The organism is Rhizobium sophoriradicis (genome assembly GCF_025200795.1).
GTDB classification, from domain to species: domain Bacteria; phylum Pseudomonadota; class Alphaproteobacteria; order Rhizobiales; family Rhizobiaceae; genus Rhizobium; species Rhizobium sophoriradicis.
In genome coordinates, this window is record NZ_CP104152.1 from 1,408,103 (window position 1) to 1,424,920 (window position 16,818).

The 16,818-nt window shown below is 62.5% G+C and carries 14 protein-coding genes and 1 pseudogene; 11 read left to right on the top strand and 4 right to left on the bottom strand.

The window, feature by feature from the left end; genetic code table 11:
- Positions 1-18: 18 nt before the first annotated feature.
- From N2597_RS07000 to N2597_RS07050, 11 genes and pseudogenes are all read left to right on the top strand, one after another.
- Entirely contained in the window at positions 19-1,632 is a 1,614-nt protein-coding gene (locus N2597_RS07000; RefSeq protein WP_183599979.1) for an acyl CoA:acetate/3-ketoacid CoA transferase, read from the top strand.
- Complete coding sequence (locus tag N2597_RS07005; protein WP_039619229.1) at positions 1,625-2,404, top strand: enoyl-CoA hydratase/isomerase family protein; 780 nt, start codon at positions 1,625-1,627, stop codon at positions 2,402-2,404. The genes N2597_RS07000 and N2597_RS07005 overlap by 8 nt, the downstream gene beginning before the upstream one ends.
- A complete protein-coding gene (locus N2597_RS07010; RefSeq protein ID WP_183599963.1) occupies positions 2,404-3,924 on the top strand; it encodes an aldehyde dehydrogenase family protein in 1,521 nt (506 codons plus the stop codon). Before N2597_RS07005 ends, N2597_RS07010 begins: the two co-directional genes overlap by 1 nt.
- Positions 3,925-4,013: 89 nt before the next feature.
- Positions 4,014-5,276: an ABC transporter substrate-binding protein gene (locus N2597_RS07015; protein ID WP_086156203.1), complete on the top strand. Its 1,263-nt coding sequence runs from the start codon at positions 4,014-4,016 to the stop codon at positions 5,274-5,276.
- Between the two features lie 103 nt (positions 5,277-5,379).
- Positions 5,380-6,333: a carbohydrate ABC transporter permease gene (locus tag N2597_RS07020; protein ID WP_183600196.1), complete on the top strand. Its 954-nt coding sequence runs from the start codon at positions 5,380-5,382 to the stop codon at positions 6,331-6,333.
- The gene (locus N2597_RS07025; RefSeq protein WP_183600198.1) at positions 6,330-7,307 is read left to right on the top strand and encodes a carbohydrate ABC transporter permease; all 978 of its coding nucleotides are present in this window, start codon (positions 6,330-6,332) and stop codon (positions 7,305-7,307) included. Before N2597_RS07020 ends, N2597_RS07025 begins: the two co-directional genes overlap by 4 nt.
- 3 nt (positions 7,308-7,310) lie before the next feature.
- A pseudogene (locus tag N2597_RS07030) lies at positions 7,311-8,129 on the top strand (ABC transporter ATP-binding protein); the annotation flags it as partial.
- Between the two features lie 14 nt (positions 8,130-8,143).
- A complete protein-coding gene (locus N2597_RS07035; RefSeq protein WP_183596696.1) occupies positions 8,144-9,682 on the top strand; it encodes a GMC oxidoreductase in 1,539 nt (512 codons plus the stop codon).
- Positions 9,683-9,691: 9 nt separating this feature from the next.
- On the top strand, positions 9,692-11,347 hold the full coding sequence (locus N2597_RS07040) for a GMC family oxidoreductase (RefSeq protein ID WP_183596694.1): 1,656 nt from the start codon (positions 9,692-9,694) through the stop codon (positions 11,345-11,347).
- Between the two features lie 11 nt (positions 11,348-11,358).
- Positions 11,359-12,528, top strand: coding sequence for a Gfo/Idh/MocA family protein (locus N2597_RS07045; RefSeq protein WP_183596691.1), 1,170 nt, complete (start codon positions 11,359-11,361; stop codon positions 12,526-12,528).
- Positions 12,529-12,534: 6 nt separating this feature from the next.
- A complete protein-coding gene (locus N2597_RS07050; protein WP_183596688.1) occupies positions 12,535-14,625 on the top strand; it encodes an FAD-dependent oxidoreductase in 2,091 nt (696 codons plus the stop codon).
- Position 14,626: 1 nt separating this feature from the next.
- Here the strand turns inward: N2597_RS07050 and N2597_RS07055 are convergent, their stop codons facing one another.
- The 4 genes from N2597_RS07055 to N2597_RS07070 form a co-directional block, all read right to left on the bottom strand.
- Positions 14,627-14,809: a hypothetical protein gene (locus N2597_RS07055; RefSeq protein WP_038688354.1), complete on the bottom strand. Its 183-nt coding sequence runs from the start codon at positions 14,807-14,809 to the stop codon at positions 14,627-14,629.
- Between the two features lie 142 nt (positions 14,810-14,951).
- Positions 14,952-15,743 carry an exodeoxyribonuclease III gene (gene xth, locus N2597_RS07060; protein WP_183596685.1) on the bottom strand — a complete coding sequence of 264 codons (792 nt, stop codon included), beginning with the start codon at positions 15,741-15,743 and terminating at the stop codon, positions 14,952-14,954.
- Positions 15,744-15,774: 31 nt separating this feature from the next.
- Positions 15,775-16,176: a GFA family protein gene (locus N2597_RS07065; RefSeq protein WP_183596681.1), complete on the bottom strand. Its 402-nt coding sequence runs from the start codon at positions 16,174-16,176 to the stop codon at positions 15,775-15,777.
- A 10-nt stretch (positions 16,177-16,186) separates the two neighbouring features.
- A complete protein-coding gene (locus tag N2597_RS07070; RefSeq protein WP_010060035.1) occupies positions 16,187-16,654 on the bottom strand; it encodes a hypothetical protein in 468 nt (155 codons plus the stop codon).
- Positions 16,655-16,818: the final 164 nt, after the last annotated feature.

The following is a 16,818-nucleotide window of genomic DNA, read 5'->3' on the forward strand; positions in this document are numbered from 1 at the left end:
GGATACCGAGTGACGCCCATGAAGAAGCATCTCACCCCAGCCGAAGCGGCCTCGCTCATCCCGGATGGCGCCGTCGTCACGGTATCTTCTTCGAGCGGTCTCGGTTGCCCGGACCTCATGCTGAAGGCGATTGGCGAGCGTTTCGAGACGACCGGCCATCCCCAAGGCATCACGACCCTGCATCCGATCGCTGCCGGCGATATGAGCGGCATCAAGGGCGTCGATTACATCGCCAGGAAAGGCCTGCTCAAGTGCATCATCGGCGGCTCCTATCCATCCGGCCCGTCATCGTCCGAGCCGCCGCTGATCTGGCAGATGATCACCAACAACGAGATCCCGGCCTATAACATTCCCTCCGGCATCCTGTTCGACATCCATCGCGAAGCCGCCGCCAAGCGGCCGGGCGTTCTGACCAAGGTCGGCGTCGACACTTTCGTCGATCCTCGGCGTCAGGGTTGTGCGATGAACGAGCTGGCTTCGGAACAACAGGTGGTCAAGCGCGTCAGCTTCGAGGACGACGACTGGCTGTTCTTCCCCTCGATCGTCCCTCAGGTCGCCATCATCCGCGCCACCACCGCCGATGAGCGCGGCAACCTGACCTACGAACATGAAGGCGCCTATCTCGGCGGTCTCGATCAGGCGCTTGCCGCCCGCAACAATGGCGGCATTGTCATCGCCCAGGTCAAGCGGATCACCAAAGAAGGCTCGCTGAAGCCGCATGACGTCCGGGTGCCGGGAATGCTGGTCGACTATATCGTTGTCGATCCCGATCAGAAGCAGACGACGCAGACGTTGTACGATCCGGCGATATCAGGTGAGATCTTCCGCCCGCTCGATAGCTTCAGCGTTCCGGAATTCAATGTTCAGAAGGTCATCGCGCGCCGCGTCGCCCAGGAACTGCAGGCGGGAAGCTGCGTTAATCTCGGCTTCGGCATCTCGGCCAACGTGCCGCGCATTCTGCTGGAAGAAGGGCTCCACGGCGCCGTCACCTGGGTGATCGAGCAAGGCGCGGTCGGTGGGGTGCCGCTACTCGACTTCGCCTTCGGCTGCGCCTCCAATGCCGACGCCTACATGCCGTCTCCCTATCAGTTCACCTATTTCCAGGGCGCGGGCTTCGACGCGTCGCTGCTGTCCTTCCTCGAGATCGGCAAGGACGGGTCGGTCAACGTTTCCAAGCTTTCCTTCCGGCCGCATGTGACGGCCGGCGCCGGCGGCTTCGTCGACATCACGGCGCGGGCAAAGAAGATCGTCTTCTCCGGGATGTTCAACGCCGGGGCGAAGCTTTCGATCACCGGTGGGGCTCTCGTCATCGAGAGGGAAGGCAAACTGAAGAAACTGGTGAACGAGGTCGAACACGTCACCTTCAGCGGCAGGCGGGCGATCGAGCAGGGGCAGGAGATCATCTATGTCACCGAGCGGTGCGTGATGAAGCTGACGCCTGAAGGCATCGTCCTCACCGAGATCGCGCCTGGCGTCGATCTTCAGTCTCAGATCCTCGATCAGTCTGAATTCCCGCTGATGGTCGCGCCCGACCTGAAGGTCATGGATGCGGCACTCTTCCGCGAAGCAGGCATCGGCTTGTCGCTTCCTGCCAAACGGGCACGGACACTGGAGGGCGCCATCCATGGCTAGCGGAACAGTCAGAATCGATATCGACGGACATGTCGCAACCTTGACGATTTCTCGTCCGGAGAAGTTGAACGCGCTCGATCTCGATATGCTGAAAGCCTTGGCCGAGGCGGCCGATGCGGTGGAGGCGGTCCCGGATGTGCGCGCTGCCGTTCTGACGGGTGAAGGAAAGGGCTTTTCGGCCGGAGGCGATATCAAAGCCTGGGGCGGAATGCTGCCGCAGGAGTTCGGCCATGCCTGGGTTCGGCACGGTCACCGTATCTTCGAAAGAATGGCGACGCTCCGGGTGCCGCTGGTCGCGGCGCTGAACGGCCACGCTCTCGGAGGCGGGCTCGAACTGGCGGGCGTTGCCGACATTCGCATCGCCGAGGAACACATCAAGATCGGCCTGCCGGAGACCGGCCTCGGAATGGTGCCGGGCTGGTCCGGCACCCAGCGTCTCGTACGCCGGTTCGGCGCCCAGGCCGTTCGCCGCATGGCCTTGGGTGGGGAGATCTTCACCGCCGAGGAGGCGCGCCTGCTCGGCATCGTCGACGCGGTTGTTTCGACAGGAAACTCGCTGACTGCCGCCCGGGACTATGCGCAGCGGATTGCCGCAAGGGGACCGGCAGCGGTCGAGATCGCCAAGCTGATGATCGCATCGGCGAACGGCGAAGACAACGGAACGGCGGTCGAAGCCCTGGGCTCGATCCTCGCGGCCAAGACCGGCGATCTGAAAGAGGGCGTCGCATCATTCAGCGAGAAGCGCCCGGCAACGTTCAAGGGAGAATGGTAATGACGGTCCTCGTCAACCCGACTGCGCTCAGCGACCACAGGGCACGCGATTTCAAGATGCTGATCGACGGCAAATGGGAGGCGGGCGCCTCCGATCCGATCGAGCGCGTCGCGCCAAGCCATGGTGTCGTGGTCAGTCGCTTCCCGGCCGGCAACAGGACCGACGCCGAGCGCGCCATCGCTGCCGCGCGCAAGGCCTTCGACGAGGGGCCGTGGCCGCGCATGACCGCGTCCGAACGCTCCGCCATCCTGCTCAGGGCGGCCGATCTGATCGCCGCGCGGGCGGAGGAACTGGCGTTTCTCGACGCCATCGAGGCGGGCAAGCCGATCACCCAGGTGCGGGGAGAAATTGCCGGCTCGGTCGACATCTGGCGTTATGCGGCGGCTCTCGCACGCGATCTCCATGGTGAAAGCTACAACACGCTCGGCGACGGCACGCTCGGCGTCGTCCTGCGTGAAGCCATCGGCGTTGTCTCGATCATCACGCCCTGGAACTTCCCGTTCCTGATTGTCGGCCAGAAGCTGCCCTTCGCGCTCGCCGCGGGCTGCACGACCGTCGTCAAGCCTTCCGAGCTGACGTCGGGATCGACGCTCGTCTTGGGCGAAATCCTGCAGCAGGCGGGCATTCCGGATGGTGTCGTCAATATTGTCACCGGCACGGGACTTGAGGTCGGCGCGGTCATGACGTCTCATCCAGACGTCGACATGGTCTCCTTCACCGGCTCGACCGGTGTCGGAAAATTGACGATGTCAAACGCGGCGCAGACGCTGAAGAAGGTTTCGCTGGAGCTGGGCGGGAAGAACCCGCAGATCGTCTTCCCCGATGCCGACCTTGACGCCTTCGTCGATGCCGCCGTCTTCGGCGCCTATTTCAATGCCGGCGAGTGCTGCAACGCCGGCTCGCGGTTGATCCTTCACAAGTCGATCGCCTCTGACGTCGTCAGGCGCGTCGCCGGACTGGCGAAGGGGGTGAAGGTCGGCGATCCCCTTGATCCCTCGACGCAGGTCGGCGCGATCATCACGCCGCAGCATCTGGAGAAGATCTCGGGCTATGTCAGCCGTGCCAGAAGCAGTGGCGCTCGCGTCGCCCATGGCGGCGAGACGCTCGACCTCGGCATGGGGCAGTTCATGTCGCCGACGATCCTCGAAGCCGTCACGCCCGATATGGCGGTGGCCCGTGAGGAAGTCTTCGGTCCTGTTCTGTCGGTTCTGACGTTCGAAACAACAGCCGAAGCGATCAGGATCGCGAATTCGATCGATTATGGCCTGTCGGCCGGTGTCTGGAGCCGCGATTTCGACACCTGCCTGACGATCGGCCGGTCGGTGAGGGCAGGCACGGTGTGGATGAACACCTTCATGGACGGTGCCTCGGAGCTGCCCTTCGGCGGCTACAAGCAGAGCGGCCTCGGCCGCGAGCTCGGCCGCCATGCGGTCGAAGATTACACGGAGACCAAGACGCTCAACATGCACATCGGCAAGCGCACCAACTGGTGGATGCCGCAGACGGAAAAGCTGGTTTAGCCGGCAAGCAAACTACGCCCGAGGAGGGCGGGTGATCGGATGTGGGAATAGTCCCGCATCTTCCAAAGAGGGAACTGGGAGGTTCTTCGATGAATAGGTTTCTGACCACGACTGCGGTGATCGCATTGGCTCTCGCCAGCGCTCATGTCTCCGCCCAAGCCGCCGACGTAAAGGAAGTGCAGATGCTGCACTGGTGGACATCAGGCGGCGAGGCGGCTGCCTTGAACGTCTTGAAGGAGGATCTGTCGAAGGAAGGTTTTGCCTGGAAGGACGTGCCTGTTGCCGGCGGCGGCGGTGATGCGGCGATGACGGCGCTGAAGGCGATGGTGGCGGCAGGCACCTATCCGACCGCCTCGCAGATGCTGGGTTACACCGTGCTCGATTATGCCGAGGCCGGCGTCATGGGCGATCTGACCGAGACGGCGAAGAAGGAAGGCTGGGACAAGTCGGTGCCGGCGGCCCTGCAGAAGTTCTCCGTCTATGACGGCAAATGGGTGGCAGCCCCTGTTAACGTCCACTCGGTCAACTGGCTGTGGATCAACAAGGCGGTGATGGACAAGATCGGCGGCACGGAGCCGAAGACCTTCGACGACCTGATCGCGCTGCTCGACAAGGCGAAGGCTGCGGGTGTGATCCCCTTGGCGCTCGGCGGCCAGAACTGGCAGGAGGCGACGATGTTCGATTCCATCGTGCTGTCGACCGGCGGCCCGGAATTCTACAAGAAGGCGATGAACGACCTCGACGAGGAATCGCTGAAGTCGGAGACGATGAAGAAGTCCTTCGACAACCTGGCGAAGATCGTCAAATATGTCGATCCGAACTTCTCCGGCCGTGACTGGAATCTCGCGACCGCCATGGTCATCAAGGGTGATGCGCTGGTGCAGGTGATGGGCGACTGGGCCAAGGGCGAATTCGTCGCCGCCAAGAAGACGCCGGACACCGACTTCCTCTGCTACCGCTTCCCCGGCACCGACGGCAGCGTCATCTACAACTCCGACATGTTCGGCATGTTCAACGTCCCGGACGACCGCAAGGCGGCGCAGGTGGCGCTGGCGACGGCAACGCTGTCGAAGAGCTTCCAGTCGGCCTTCAACGTCGTCAAGGGTTCGGTGCCGGCTCGCACAGACGTTCCCGACACCGACTTCGACGCCTGCGGCAAGAAGGGCATCGCCGATCTGAAGGCGGCCAATGAGGGCGGCACGCTGTTCGGTTCGCTGGCCCAGGGTTATGGCGCGCCGCCGGCGATCGCCAATGCCTATAAGGACGTCGTCTCGAAGTTCGTCCACGGCCAGATCAAGAGCTCCGACGAAGCCGTCACCCAGCTCGTCCAGGCGATCGACGACGCCCGCTGAGATCAGTCGATGAACAAGGCTTCCCCGTCTCTTGGGCCGGGGAAGCGTCAGGCTCCGCGACGATCATTGCCGAGCCGATCCTGCAGGAAGGGAGATGATATCCATGAGCACAGTTGCGACCACCGATCCGGTTCTGACCCCCGGGCAGACGACGCCGATCTCGCTCAGAGGCCGGCTGCAGGATGCGCTGCCGAAGATCGTGCTGGCGCCGAGCTTCGTCATCACCCTGGTCTTCGTCTACGGCTTCATCGTCTGGACGGCCTATCTCTCCTTCACCAATTCCAAGACCTTCCCGTCTTATGCGCTGACGGGACCGCGCGCCTATCAACGGCTGTGGCGCTGGACCTTCGAGAGCGATCCGCCATCCTCCTGGTACACCTCGATCACCAACATGGCGATCTTCGGCTTTCTCTATGTCGGCATCTGCCTGGCACTCGGCCTGCTGCTCGCCATCCTGCTCGACCAGAAGATCCGCGGCGAGGGGCTGCTGAGACCAATCTTCCTCTATCCGATGGCGCTGTCCTTCATCGTCACAGGGGTGGCCTGGAAATGGTTCCTCGATCCCGGCCTCGGGCTGGAGCAGACGCTGCATCACTTCGGCTGGACGAGCTTCCACTTCGACTGGATCAAGAACAAGGACTTCGTCATCTACACCGTCGTCATCGCCGGCGTCTGGCAGGCCTCGGGCTTCGTCATGGCGATGTTTTTGGCCGGGCTTCGCGGCATCGACGGCGAGATCATGAAGGCGGCTGAGATCGACGGCGCCTCGCCCTTCCAGCTTTACCGCCGCATCGTCATCCCGCTGCTGCGGCCGATCTTCCTCTCCGCCTTCATCGTGCTCGCCCATATGGCGATCAAGTCCTACGACCTGGTGGTGGCGCTGACCTCGGGAGGGCCGGGCGGCTCGGCCTGGCTGCCGTCCAACTTCATGTATGAATATACCTTCAAGCGCAACGAGATGGCCGTCGGCTCGGCCAGCGCCATCATCATGCTGATGACGATCTCGGCGATCATCGTGCCCTATCTCTATTCCGAACTGAAGGAGAAGGCGCGATGAGCAGCGTCACCTCTCCCATCGCCACCCCGACCGCAACGCTCTCGCAGCGCAGCGACAACAGCGACCAGAGCAGCAACACCCGCTGGATCGGCCGCCTGGTCATCTACGGCCTGCTGCTGATCTTCGCCATCCTCTATCTGATGCCGCTCTTCGTCATGCTGGTGACCTCGTTCAAGACGATGGAGGAGATCCAGGGCGGCAACATGCTGGCGCTGCCGCAATCGCCGACCTTCGATCCCTGGATCAAGGCCTGGGGCGAGACCTGCGTCGGGCTGACCTGCGCCGGCATCAAGGGCTACTTCTGGAACTCGATCAAGATGGTCGTACCGGCGGTGGCGATCTCCACCATCATGGGGGCGCTCAACGGCTATATCCTGACCAAATGGCGTTTCCCCGGCCATACGCTGGTGTTCGGGTTGATGCTGTTTGCCTGCTTCATCCCGTTCCAGTCGGTGCTGTTGCCGATGGCGACCATCCTCGGCTCGCTCGGCCGCTTCGGCGTCACCCTGCAGAACGCCACCGGCTGGAACTTCGGCTTCGGCAATCCGACCGTCAACCTGGTCTTCGTCCATGTCGTCTACGGATTGGGCTTCACCACGCTGTTCTTCCGCAACTTCTACGAAGCCTTTCCGACCGAGCTGGTCAGAGCCGCCCAGGTCGACGGCGCCAGCTTCTTCCAGATCTTCCGCCGCATCATGCTGCCGAACTCGCTGCCGATCATCGTCGTCACCGTCATCTACCAGTTCACCAATATCTGGAACGACTTCCTGTTTGCCTCGGCTTACGCCGGCACCGGTGACTCCATGCCGATGATGGTGGCGCTCAACAATGTCGTCAACACCTCGACCGGGGTGGTCGAATACAATGTCAACATGGCGGCGGCGATGATCGCCGCCGTTCCGACGCTCATCGTCTACATCCTCGCCGGCCGCTACTTCGTGCGCGGTCTGATGGCGGGCGCAGTCAAAGGGTAAGTCATGGCCTTCCTGGAAATCTCCGGTCTCAGAAAGCGCTTCGGCGCCGTCGACATCCTCAAGGGCATCGACCTCGAACTCGAAAAGGGCGGCTTCCTGGTGCTGGTCGGCCCGTCCGGCTGCGGCAAGTCGACCCTGCTCAACACCATTGCGGGGCTGGAGACGATCACCGCGGGCGATATCCGGATCGACGGGCGCGCCATCAACGGTCTGCATCCGTCCAAGCGCGACATCGCCATGGTGTTCCAGTCCTATGCGCTCTATCCGAATATGACGGTGGCGGGCAATATCGCCTTCGGCATGGAGATCCGCGGCGTGCCGAAGGAGGAGCGGGCCAAGGCGATCAAACAGGTCTCCGACATGCTGCAGATCGGCCATCTGCTCGATCGCAAGCCGAGCCAGCTGTCCGGCGGCCAGCGCCAGCGCGTCGCCATGGGCCGGGCTTTGGTGCGCAATCCGCAGGTCTTCCTGTTCGACGAGCCCTTGTCCAATCTCGACGCCAAGCTGCGCGTCGACATGCGCACCGAGATCAAGCGGCTGCACCAGCGCATGGGCACGACCTTCGTCTATGTCACCCACGACCAGATCGAGGCGATGACGCTGGCGACCAAGATCGCCGTGCTCAAGGACGGGGTGCTGCAGCAGTTCGGCACGCCGGCCGAGATCTATAACAGCCCGGCCAATCTCTTCGTCGCCGACTTCATGGGATCGCCGGCGATGAACCTGCTCAACGCCACCGTCGAGGCCAGTGCGTCCGGGATCGCCGTCGCACTCGAACGGCCGAATGGCGCGCCGCTGAGATTGCCGGTGGTCTCCGGCAATCTCCAGGGGCTAAGATGAGCAGTTCACCAGACATCGTCATCATCGGCTCAGGCGTCGGCGGCTCCACAGTCGCCGCGGGCCTGGCCGCGACCGGCGCCGAGATATTGGTCCTCGAAGCCGGTGGTCACATTGCCGATCTTCCGGTCAATCGTGACCAGCGCGCCATCTTCCAGCGAGGGCATTTCCGACCGAGGGAAATCTGGTACGAGGCCAACGGCAAGGGCTTCAATCCCGGCAACTATTACAATGTCGGCGGCAACTCGAAATTCTACGGCGCCGTCCTGTCGCGCTATCGCAAGGAAGATTTCGAGGTCATCGAGCACCGCGAGGGCGTATCACCGGCCTGGCCGTTTCCCTACGAGGAGCTGGAGCCGTGGTATTCGAAGGCGGAACTCATGTATCAGGTCCGCGGCAGTCTCGGTGACGATCCCACGGAACCGTATCACTCCGCCGCCTACGCGTTCCCGCCCGTGCCCGACGAGGCGCCGATCGCCGATGTCAGGGCGCGCCTGCGGGCGAAAGGCCTGCATCCGTTTTCCCTGCCGCTCGGCCTCGACCTCGACGCCTGGCTCTCCAAAGCGCGCACGCCCTGGGACGCACATCCGAACGCGCGGGACGGTAAGATGGATGCCGAAACCGCAGCGCTTGCGGTGGCGATGAGACACAAGAACGTGCGGCTCGAAATCAATGCGCGCGTGACGCGGCTCGATACGGGAGCCGGCGATCGGATCCACCGCGTCACCTATGTCAAGGACGGGCAGACGCTGACTGTCTCGCCTGACATCGTGATCCTCTCGGCCGGGGCTGTTCAGTCGTCCGTGCTTTTGCTGCGCTCGAAAAATGATCGCTTCCCCAGAGGCCTCGCCAACTCTTCCGACCAGGTGGGCCGCAACTTCATGAACCACAACGCTTCCGCCGTGATCGGCGTTTCGCAACGGTTCAGGAACACCGCCGTCTACCAGAAGACCTTCGCCTTCAACGATTTCTATCTCTCGGACGGGGAGGGAGGGCCGCCGCTCGGCAACGTGCAGCTCCTGGGCCGCATCTCCGAAAGGGTTCTGAAGGGGTCTCTGCCGCAGGCTCCGGAATGGCTTCTCCGTTTCATGACGGACCATGCCATCGACTTCTATGCCATGAGCGAGGACGTCCCCAATCCCGAAAGCCGCGTCATGGTCGATGGCGATCGGATCATTCTCCAATGGCAGAGAACCAATTGGGACGCGCATCTAGCGCTTGTCGCCAAGCTGAAGGCGATCCTGAAGTCGATCGGATTTCCCATCGTGCTGTCGAGACCCTTCGACAAGCGCACGCCCTCCCATCAGTGCGGAACGATCCGCATCGGCAACAACCCCTCGACGGCGCCGCTGGACCCCTATTGCCGATCCTACGACCACGAAAATCTCTTCGTCGTCGACGCCGGCTTCTTACCCACGTCGGCTGCGGTCAATCCGGCGCTCACCGTCGCCAGCCAGGCGCTCAGAGTTGCAGATCACATCGCGTCGAAAGACTTGCAGACACGAGCAGACCCATTGGCGCGCGCCGGCCTCGAATAGGATAGTGAAATGGCATTCGATTATATCATCACCGGTGCCGGCCCTGCAGGCTGCGTCCTGGCAAGCCGGCTCAGCGAAGATGCCGATGTCAAAGTACTGCTTCTCGAAGCGGGCGGCGGCGACTGGAACCCGCTTTTTCACATGCCTGCCGGCTTCGCCAAGATGACCAAGGGCGTGGCCAGCTGGGGCTGGCAGACCGTTCCCCAGAAGCACATGAAGGGCAGGGTGCTTCGCTATACCCAGGCGAAGGTCATCGGCGGCGGCTCCTCCATCAACGCCCAGCTCTACACGCGCGGAAACGCGGCCGACTACGATCTCTGGGCCAGCGAAGACGGCTGCGAGGGTTGGGACTATCGCTCGATCCTTCCCTATTTTAAACGGGCCGAGGACAATCAGCGCTTCGCCGACGACTACCACGCCTATGGCGGTCCGCTGGGTGTTTCGATGCCGGCGGCAGCGCTGCCGATCTGCGACGCCTATATCCGTGCAGGGCAGGAGCTCGGCATTCCCTATAACCACGATTTCAACGGCCGCCAGCAGGCCGGCGTCGGATTTTACCAGCTGACGCAGCGCAACCGCCGCCGGTCCTCGGCATCGCTCGCCTATCTCTCGCCCATCAAGGACCGGAAGAACCTGACGGTGCGGACGGGCGCGCGCGTCGCGCGGATCATCGTCGAAGCAGGTCGAGCGACAGGGGTCGAGATCGCCACCGCGCGCGGCTTGGAGATCGTGCGCGCCGAACGTGAGATCCTGGTGTCGTCAGGCGCAATCGGATCGCCGAAGTTGCTTTTGCAGTCGGGCATCGGGCCGGCCGATCACCTCAAATCGGTGGGCGTCAAGGTGCACCACGATTTGCCCGGTGTCGGCGGCAACTTGCAGGATCACCTGGATCTTTTCGTCATCGCCGAATGCACCGGCGATCACACCTATGACGGCGCCGCGAAGCTGCACCGCACGCTCTGGGCCGGGGTTCAATATGTCCTGTTCCGCACCGGTCCGGTGGCCTCGTCGCTCTTCGAGACCGGCGGCTTCTGGTATGCCGATCCCGAAGCGCGGTCTCCCGATATCCAGTTCCACCTCGGCCTGGGATCAGGCATCGAAGCCGGCGTCGAGCGGCTCAAAAATGCGGGCGTGACGCTCAACTCCGCCTATCTGCATCCGCGCTCGCGAGGGACGGTGCGTCTGTCATCCGCCGACCCGGGTGCTGCACCCTTGATCGATCCCAACTACTGGTCCGATCCGCACGACAGGAAGATGTCGCTGGAGGGGCTCAAGATCGCCCGCGAGATCATGCAGCAGGCGGCGCTGAAGCCCTATGTCATGGCCGAAAGGCTTCCCGGGCCGAAGGTCATGACCGACGAGCAGCTCTTCGATTATGGCTGCGCCAACGCCAAGACCGATCATCACCCTGTCGGCACCTGCAAGATGGGAACGGGGCCGGAGGCGGTGGTCGGGCTGGATCTCAAGGTCCATGGCCTCGAAGGTCTCCGAGTCTGCGATTCCTCCGTCATGCCGCGCGTGCCGTCCTGCAATACCAACGCGCCGACGATCATGGTCGGCGAAAAGGGCTCGGACCTTATTCGGGGGTTACCTGCGCTGCCCTCTGCCATTTTCGCCTATGAACGCAACGACACCAGGCCTCGAGCCCGCGCAGAAATCCGCTAAGGAGAACGACGATGTCTGAAGTGAGAGTTGCAGTGCTTGGCGCCTCTGGCTGGATGGGCAAGGTCCACACCATGGCCTATCAGACCTTTCCGCATTTCTTCGGCGTCTCGGACGGAACGGCGCGGATCGTGGCGCTTGTCGAAGGCAATCCCGAGGCCGTCGCGGATATCAGCAACAGGGCGCCGGGCGCCAGGATCTATCAGGACTGGAAGCTGGCGGTCGCCGATCCCGAGGTCGATCTCATCGATATCTGCCTGCCCGACCATCTTCACTATCCTGTGGCCAAGGCGGCCTTGCTGGCCGGCAAGCATGTCTACTGCGAGAAGCCACTGGCAAACACCGCCGATGAAGCGCGGGAACTGGCCGAGATCGCCAGAGAGAAGGGTGTGATCACCCGTGTCGGACACGCGTTTCCACGAAATCCCGTCCATGATCTGGCAAAGGACATCATTCAATCCGGCGAAATCGGCGAGATCAAGCTGTTCCGCGGCTGCCAGCACGTCGATATGTACGGCGATCCGACAGCGCCTTTCATGTGGCGCGCCGATGGCAAGCTCGCGCCGACGGGGATCGTCGGGGACACGGGCTCGCATATCTTCAGCTTCATGGATTTTCTGGTCGGCCGCGTCAGTTCGCTGATCGCCGACAATCTCATCGTCTCGCCGCGACGGCCGGTCGTCGAAGGCCTTGCCTATGGCGAGCAGGTGAAACTGACAGGCGACGAATCCTGGGCCGATATCACCAATCCGGACGCGACGAACCTGTTGTGCCGGTTTGCCAACGGCGCCGGCGGCATCGTCGATTTCAGCCGTGTCGCGACCGGGCGCAAATTCATGCAGACCTATGAAATCTACGGAACGAAAGGCAGCATCGCCTATACCTATGACGAGATAAACCGCTTGCGCTTTTATTCCAACGACGACCGGACGGGACGGCGGGGGTTTCGCGAGATCGACGTGGGGCCGGAGAACCCCACCTTCCGAGCTTTCCTGCCTCTGCCGAACTTCGGCATCGGCTACAACGAAAGCAAGATCATCGAGGTCGCTGAAGTGATCCGCTCGATCGTCTCAAACAGACCGATGTGGCCGACATTCGATACCGGTCACCACATTTGCCAAATCGTCGATGCGTGCATGGAGTCTTCCCGGCAAAAGCGCTGGGTGGACATCCCGCTCGGATAAACTCTGATGACCATAGACGTCCCGCAGGAAATTCTCGACGCGCTGACCGATGTCGATATGCCGAGGCTTCCGCCTGAAGCCGGTCCCTCGGCAACGGCTCGGCTCGCTGGTGTCGAGGTGCCGATCTATCGAGCCGGCTGTGTCATCGTCGGATCCGGCGCTGCAGGTCTGCGGGCGGCCGTGGAAATGAAGCGGCGCGGCGACGATGTCGTCATCGTCAGCCAAAGCGCCTGGGGCGGAACCTCGGCCTGCTCCGGTTCGGACAAGCAAACTCTGCACACGGCTAACACGGCCGATCAGGGCGACAACTACAGAGCGATGGCCCGCGCCATCCGCAGCGGCGGCGCCATGGACGAGGACACGGCCTATGTCGAGGCGGTGGGCTCCTCGCGGATGATGGCGTCGCTGCAGTTCCTTGGCCTGCCGCTGCCGCAGGATCCGCTTGGTGGAACGCTGCGATATCAGACCGACCATGACGAGGTCGGCCGCGCCACCAGCTGCGGCCCGCGCACTTCGCGCCTGATGGTCAAAGTGCTGGCAGAGGAGGCGCTCCGTCTCGATGTGCCGTTCTACAATCAGACCACCGCGGTCAAAATCCTCACCGAGGGCGAGGGAGGGGATCACCGCGTCGCCGGCATATTGGCCATGCGCGCCGGCGACCGTACGCAGGAGAATCCGCTGGGCATCGCGCTGTTCGTCAGCGGCGTAATCGTGCTTGCGGCCGGCGGGCCTGGCGAGCTCTATCGCGACAGCGTTTATCCCAATGGCTGCTTCGGCTCTCTCGGACTGGCGCTCGAGGCAGGCGTCGAGCTCGTCAATCTGACCGAAAGCCAGTTCGGTATCGGAACGCGTCGGGAGGGATTTCCGTGGAATCTCTCGGGCACTTATGTCCAGGCAGTCCCGCATATCTATTCGGTCGATCGGGAAGGCGTCGAACACCATTTTCTGGCAGGCTATTATCGCAGCACGCAGGAACTGGCGTCGAACATCTTCCGCAAGGGCTATCAATGGCCTTTTCACGCGACGCGCATGCTCGATTTCGGCTCGAGCCTGGTCGATATTGCCATCTCTAGGGAAACAGCTGCCGGTCGTCGCGTCTTCATGGACTTCAACCGCAATCCGATGCCTGTTCCCGGCGACCTGCCGTTCAGCCTGGGGCGACTTGATGAGGACGTTCGCCTGTATCTCGGCAAGGCCGGAGCCGATCAGCAAATGCCGATCGACCGGTTGAAGCACATGAACCCGCTCGCGATCGAGCTCTATCGCCGCTACAAGATCGACATTGCCGCAGAGCCGCTGGAATTCGCGGTCAACAATCAGCACATGAACGGCGGCATCATGGTCGACACCTGGGGCCGCAGCAATCTTGCAGGCTGTTATGCAGTCGGCGAAGCGGCGGGCACGCATGGTGTAACAAGGCCCGGTGGAGCGGCGCTGAATGCCGGGCAGGTCTTCGGCACCAGGGTGGCCGAACACATCGGCGCCAGCGGCAGGGCGAAACGGGCCGCCTCAGTGAGTATACCGGCGGCCGCAGAGGCGGGCATTGCCGACCTCCTTACCGCCCTGCGCGCTGAAAGCGCGCTGACTGTCAAAGCGATCCGCTCAGCAGTACAGGCGCGAATGAGCGAGAAAGCGGGCATCATCTGCGATCAAGAGAGCGTCGCCCAGGCGTTGATCGAGGCCCGCAAACTGAACGCGGAAATTCGCGCCAGCGGCGTCGCCTACGGGCGTGCCGCAGAAGCGGTGCGAGGCGTGCAATGGCGGCACATGGCGCTCGCCTCCGAAGCCGTGCTCAGTGCGCTCGATTTCTTCATTCGCAATGGCGGCGGCAGCCGCGGGGCACGCGCGATCTGCGATGCCGACGGCGAATCCCTTCCGTTGGCAAGCTCTGGTCCGTTGGAGGATTATCGCTTCCGAAGGGAGCGCGAAACCGATCGCAACGAGCAGATCGTCGTTCGCCTCGAAGCCGATGAGATCAGGCTTTCAACCCGGCCGAACCGCAAGCTGGATGAAAACGAAAAATCCTTTTTCGAGCGGGATTGGCCCGCCTGGTTGACAGGTGGAATTTATGATCGCGACACGAAGGAACAGGCATAATTCAATCAGGATTGGCAACTGGCGGCGGAACCCGGACGCGCTCGGTATCGTCGGAGCCTTCGGCAACGGCTTCCTCGCTTTTGCGAACCTGCCGCGGCGGATCCTTTCCCTCGACCGGCTTCGGTGACAGCTGGTCGTCGGCCTGGATCTCGTCAGTGTTCAGGTAGTTCTTGGCTTCGTCCATGACGGTCACTTCCGGTTGGAGAATTGTGGGGCGGGAATCCGGTCCTTCTGATCGGTGCGCTAGCCACGGGGCGATCTCCTTTCACAGGCTAACTCCGGCTGGCATCATCAGGTTCCCTGGCCTCTCTGCGCGATATTCCGGGTCAGGCGCCTCCAGCTTCGGGAGTGTCGAGCTCGATCATGACCGGCGCATGGTCGCTTGTATGTTCCCAGCCCCTCGGTTTTCGCCGGACACTTGCCGATCGAAGCCACGGCGCCACCGTCGGGCTGAGCAGAAAGTGGTCGATCCGCAGCCCGGCATCGCGTTCGAAACTGTTGCGCCAGTATTTCCAGAAAGTGTAGATGCGCTCGTCCGGATGCAGATGCCTGACGGCATCCGTCCAGCCCTGGGCGACAAGTTGAGCATAGGCCTTGCGGACTTCCGGCCTGAAAAGCGCGTCGTCCAGCCAGCGCTCCGGCTTGTAGACATCGATCTCCGTCGGCATGACGTTGAAATCGCCGGCCAGGATCGACGGCACTTCGATCTCGAGGAGTTCGGCGGCATAGGCGTGCAGGCGGCGGAACCAACGGAGCTTGTAATCGAACTTGGCGCTGGGAAAGGGGTTGCCGTTCGGCAGATACAGGCATCCGATCAGCATGCCGTCGACGGCGGCTTCGATATACCGGCTGTGCGTATCGTCTGGATCGCCGGGAAGGCCGCGGCGTGTCAGGATCGGTGTCTTGCCTTTCGCCAGGATGGCGACACCGTTCCAGGATCTCTGTCCGTGCCAGACGGCGCCGTAGCCGGCCCGTTCTATCTCCCTTCGCGGAAACCTGGCCTCGTCGGTTTTCAGCTCCTGGAGGCAGGCCACATCGGGGACATCCTCCGACAGCCAGCGCAGCAGGATGTCCAGCCGCCCGTTTATTCCGTTGACGTTATAGGTCGCGATTTTCATGGATCTGTTGTCGAGGCGACGCGACCATAATCTAGAATCGCTCCTGTGACACTTCCTCCGGAAGCCGGCGCCCGCAATCGGCCCATGCAAGGCGGCTCTCCACGCCATAGTGCCCCGCCGGTTGAATCCGCTCGGGGTGATCGAGCGAGCCGACCGTCACGCGGATCAGCTCATCACCGTCGTACTGGAGGTAAAGTGGCGTCCCGCACGTCCTGCAAAAGCCGCGTGTCGCAATAGGCGAGGATCGGTAAACGGCGGGAGCAGCATCCGTCCACACGAGTTTCTCGACTTTGGCCTGGACAAGAACCGCGAAAGGACCACCGGTCGCCTTCTTGCACATGTCGCAATGGCAGTAACCCGAATGTGGCGTGTCGCCGGTGAATTCATACCGGCAGGATCCGCAGAGGCAGCCGCCGGTCCATCGCGTCGCCATGGCCTACACCTTAACGCGTCGCGCCGAAGACGAAAGCGATGCCGGCGACGATCGCTGCGGCCGTTAACGGCTGCCGCCTTATCCGCTCCTCGATCTCCTGGACGAAACTCTTCGCTTCCGCTTTTGCCAGGCGTGCCGTGCCGGAAGCGAGCTCCGAAGCGGACTCCGCGATGCGGCCGGCTTCTTTCTGAAGTGCACGCAGTTCCTCGTGGTCGCGGCCGCTCGAGCGCAGGACCTGGTCGACCAACGGATATTCTTGGTCCATCGCTGTCGGATCAGGCTCACGCTTTACGCGCTCAGCCGCTTCGACGTCGCTACGACCGGCGGGTATCGAGGTATGGGTAATCGAAACCGGATCGGACGCCGGAAACGTGTCTTCGATCGCCTTGTCGAGCTCGCCCTTTCGGGCCTTGCTTCGCTGCTCTGCCTGCTCTTTGCGCAGGGACTGGACCGCCGGGGATTCGTTGGGATTTGGCATGGGGGCTTCCTCTGTTGCACTTTGACAATCAAAGCGATGACAAAGAAAGAAGTTCCAGAAAAATGCGTCAGCGCCTCAAGCCGCAACGTCTCGGCAAGGGAAGGTGGAATTATTCGCCCCGGCACCCGTTTGCGATGACATCGCCCGCATATGAGCCCATTCAA

What these genes read in the sequence shown, in the direction of transcription:
- N2597_RS07000 (WP_183599979.1), top strand. Translation starts at nt 19, where the DNA reads ATGAAGAAGCATCTCACCCCAGCCGAAGCGGCCTCGCTCATCCCGGAT.
- N2597_RS07005 (WP_039619229.1), top strand. Translation starts at nt 1,625, where the DNA reads ATGGCTAGCGGAACAGTCAGAATCGATATCGACGGACATGTCGCAACC.
- N2597_RS07010 (WP_183599963.1), top strand. Translation starts at nt 2,404, where the DNA reads ATGACGGTCCTCGTCAACCCGACTGCGCTCAGCGACCACAGGGCACGC.
- N2597_RS07015 (WP_086156203.1), top strand. Translation starts at nt 4,014, where the DNA reads ATGAATAGGTTTCTGACCACGACTGCGGTGATCGCATTGGCTCTCGCC.
- N2597_RS07020 (WP_183600196.1), top strand. Translation starts at nt 5,380, where the DNA reads ATGAGCACAGTTGCGACCACCGATCCGGTTCTGACCCCCGGGCAGACG.
- N2597_RS07025 (WP_183600198.1), top strand. Translation starts at nt 6,330, where the DNA reads ATGAGCAGCGTCACCTCTCCCATCGCCACCCCGACCGCAACGCTCTCG.
- N2597_RS07035 (WP_183596696.1), top strand. Translation starts at nt 8,144, where the DNA reads ATGAGCAGTTCACCAGACATCGTCATCATCGGCTCAGGCGTCGGCGGC.
- N2597_RS07040 (WP_183596694.1), top strand. Translation starts at nt 9,692, where the DNA reads ATGGCATTCGATTATATCATCACCGGTGCCGGCCCTGCAGGCTGCGTC.
- N2597_RS07045 (WP_183596691.1), top strand. Translation starts at nt 11,359, where the DNA reads ATGTCTGAAGTGAGAGTTGCAGTGCTTGGCGCCTCTGGCTGGATGGGC.
- N2597_RS07050 (WP_183596688.1), top strand. Translation starts at nt 12,535, where the DNA reads ATGACCATAGACGTCCCGCAGGAAATTCTCGACGCGCTGACCGATGTC.
- N2597_RS07055 (WP_038688354.1), bottom strand. Translation starts at nt 14,809, where the DNA reads ATGGACGAAGCCAAGAACTACCTGAACACTGACGAGATCCAGGCCGAC.
- xth (WP_183596685.1), bottom strand. Translation starts at nt 15,743, where the DNA reads ATGAAAATCGCGACCTATAACGTCAACGGAATAAACGGGCGGCTGGAC.
- N2597_RS07065 (WP_183596681.1), bottom strand. Translation starts at nt 16,176, where the DNA reads ATGGCGACGCGATGGACCGGCGGCTGCCTCTGCGGATCCTGCCGGTAT.
- N2597_RS07070 (WP_010060035.1), bottom strand. Translation starts at nt 16,654, where the DNA reads ATGCCAAATCCCAACGAATCCCCGGCGGTCCAGTCCCTGCGCAAAGAG.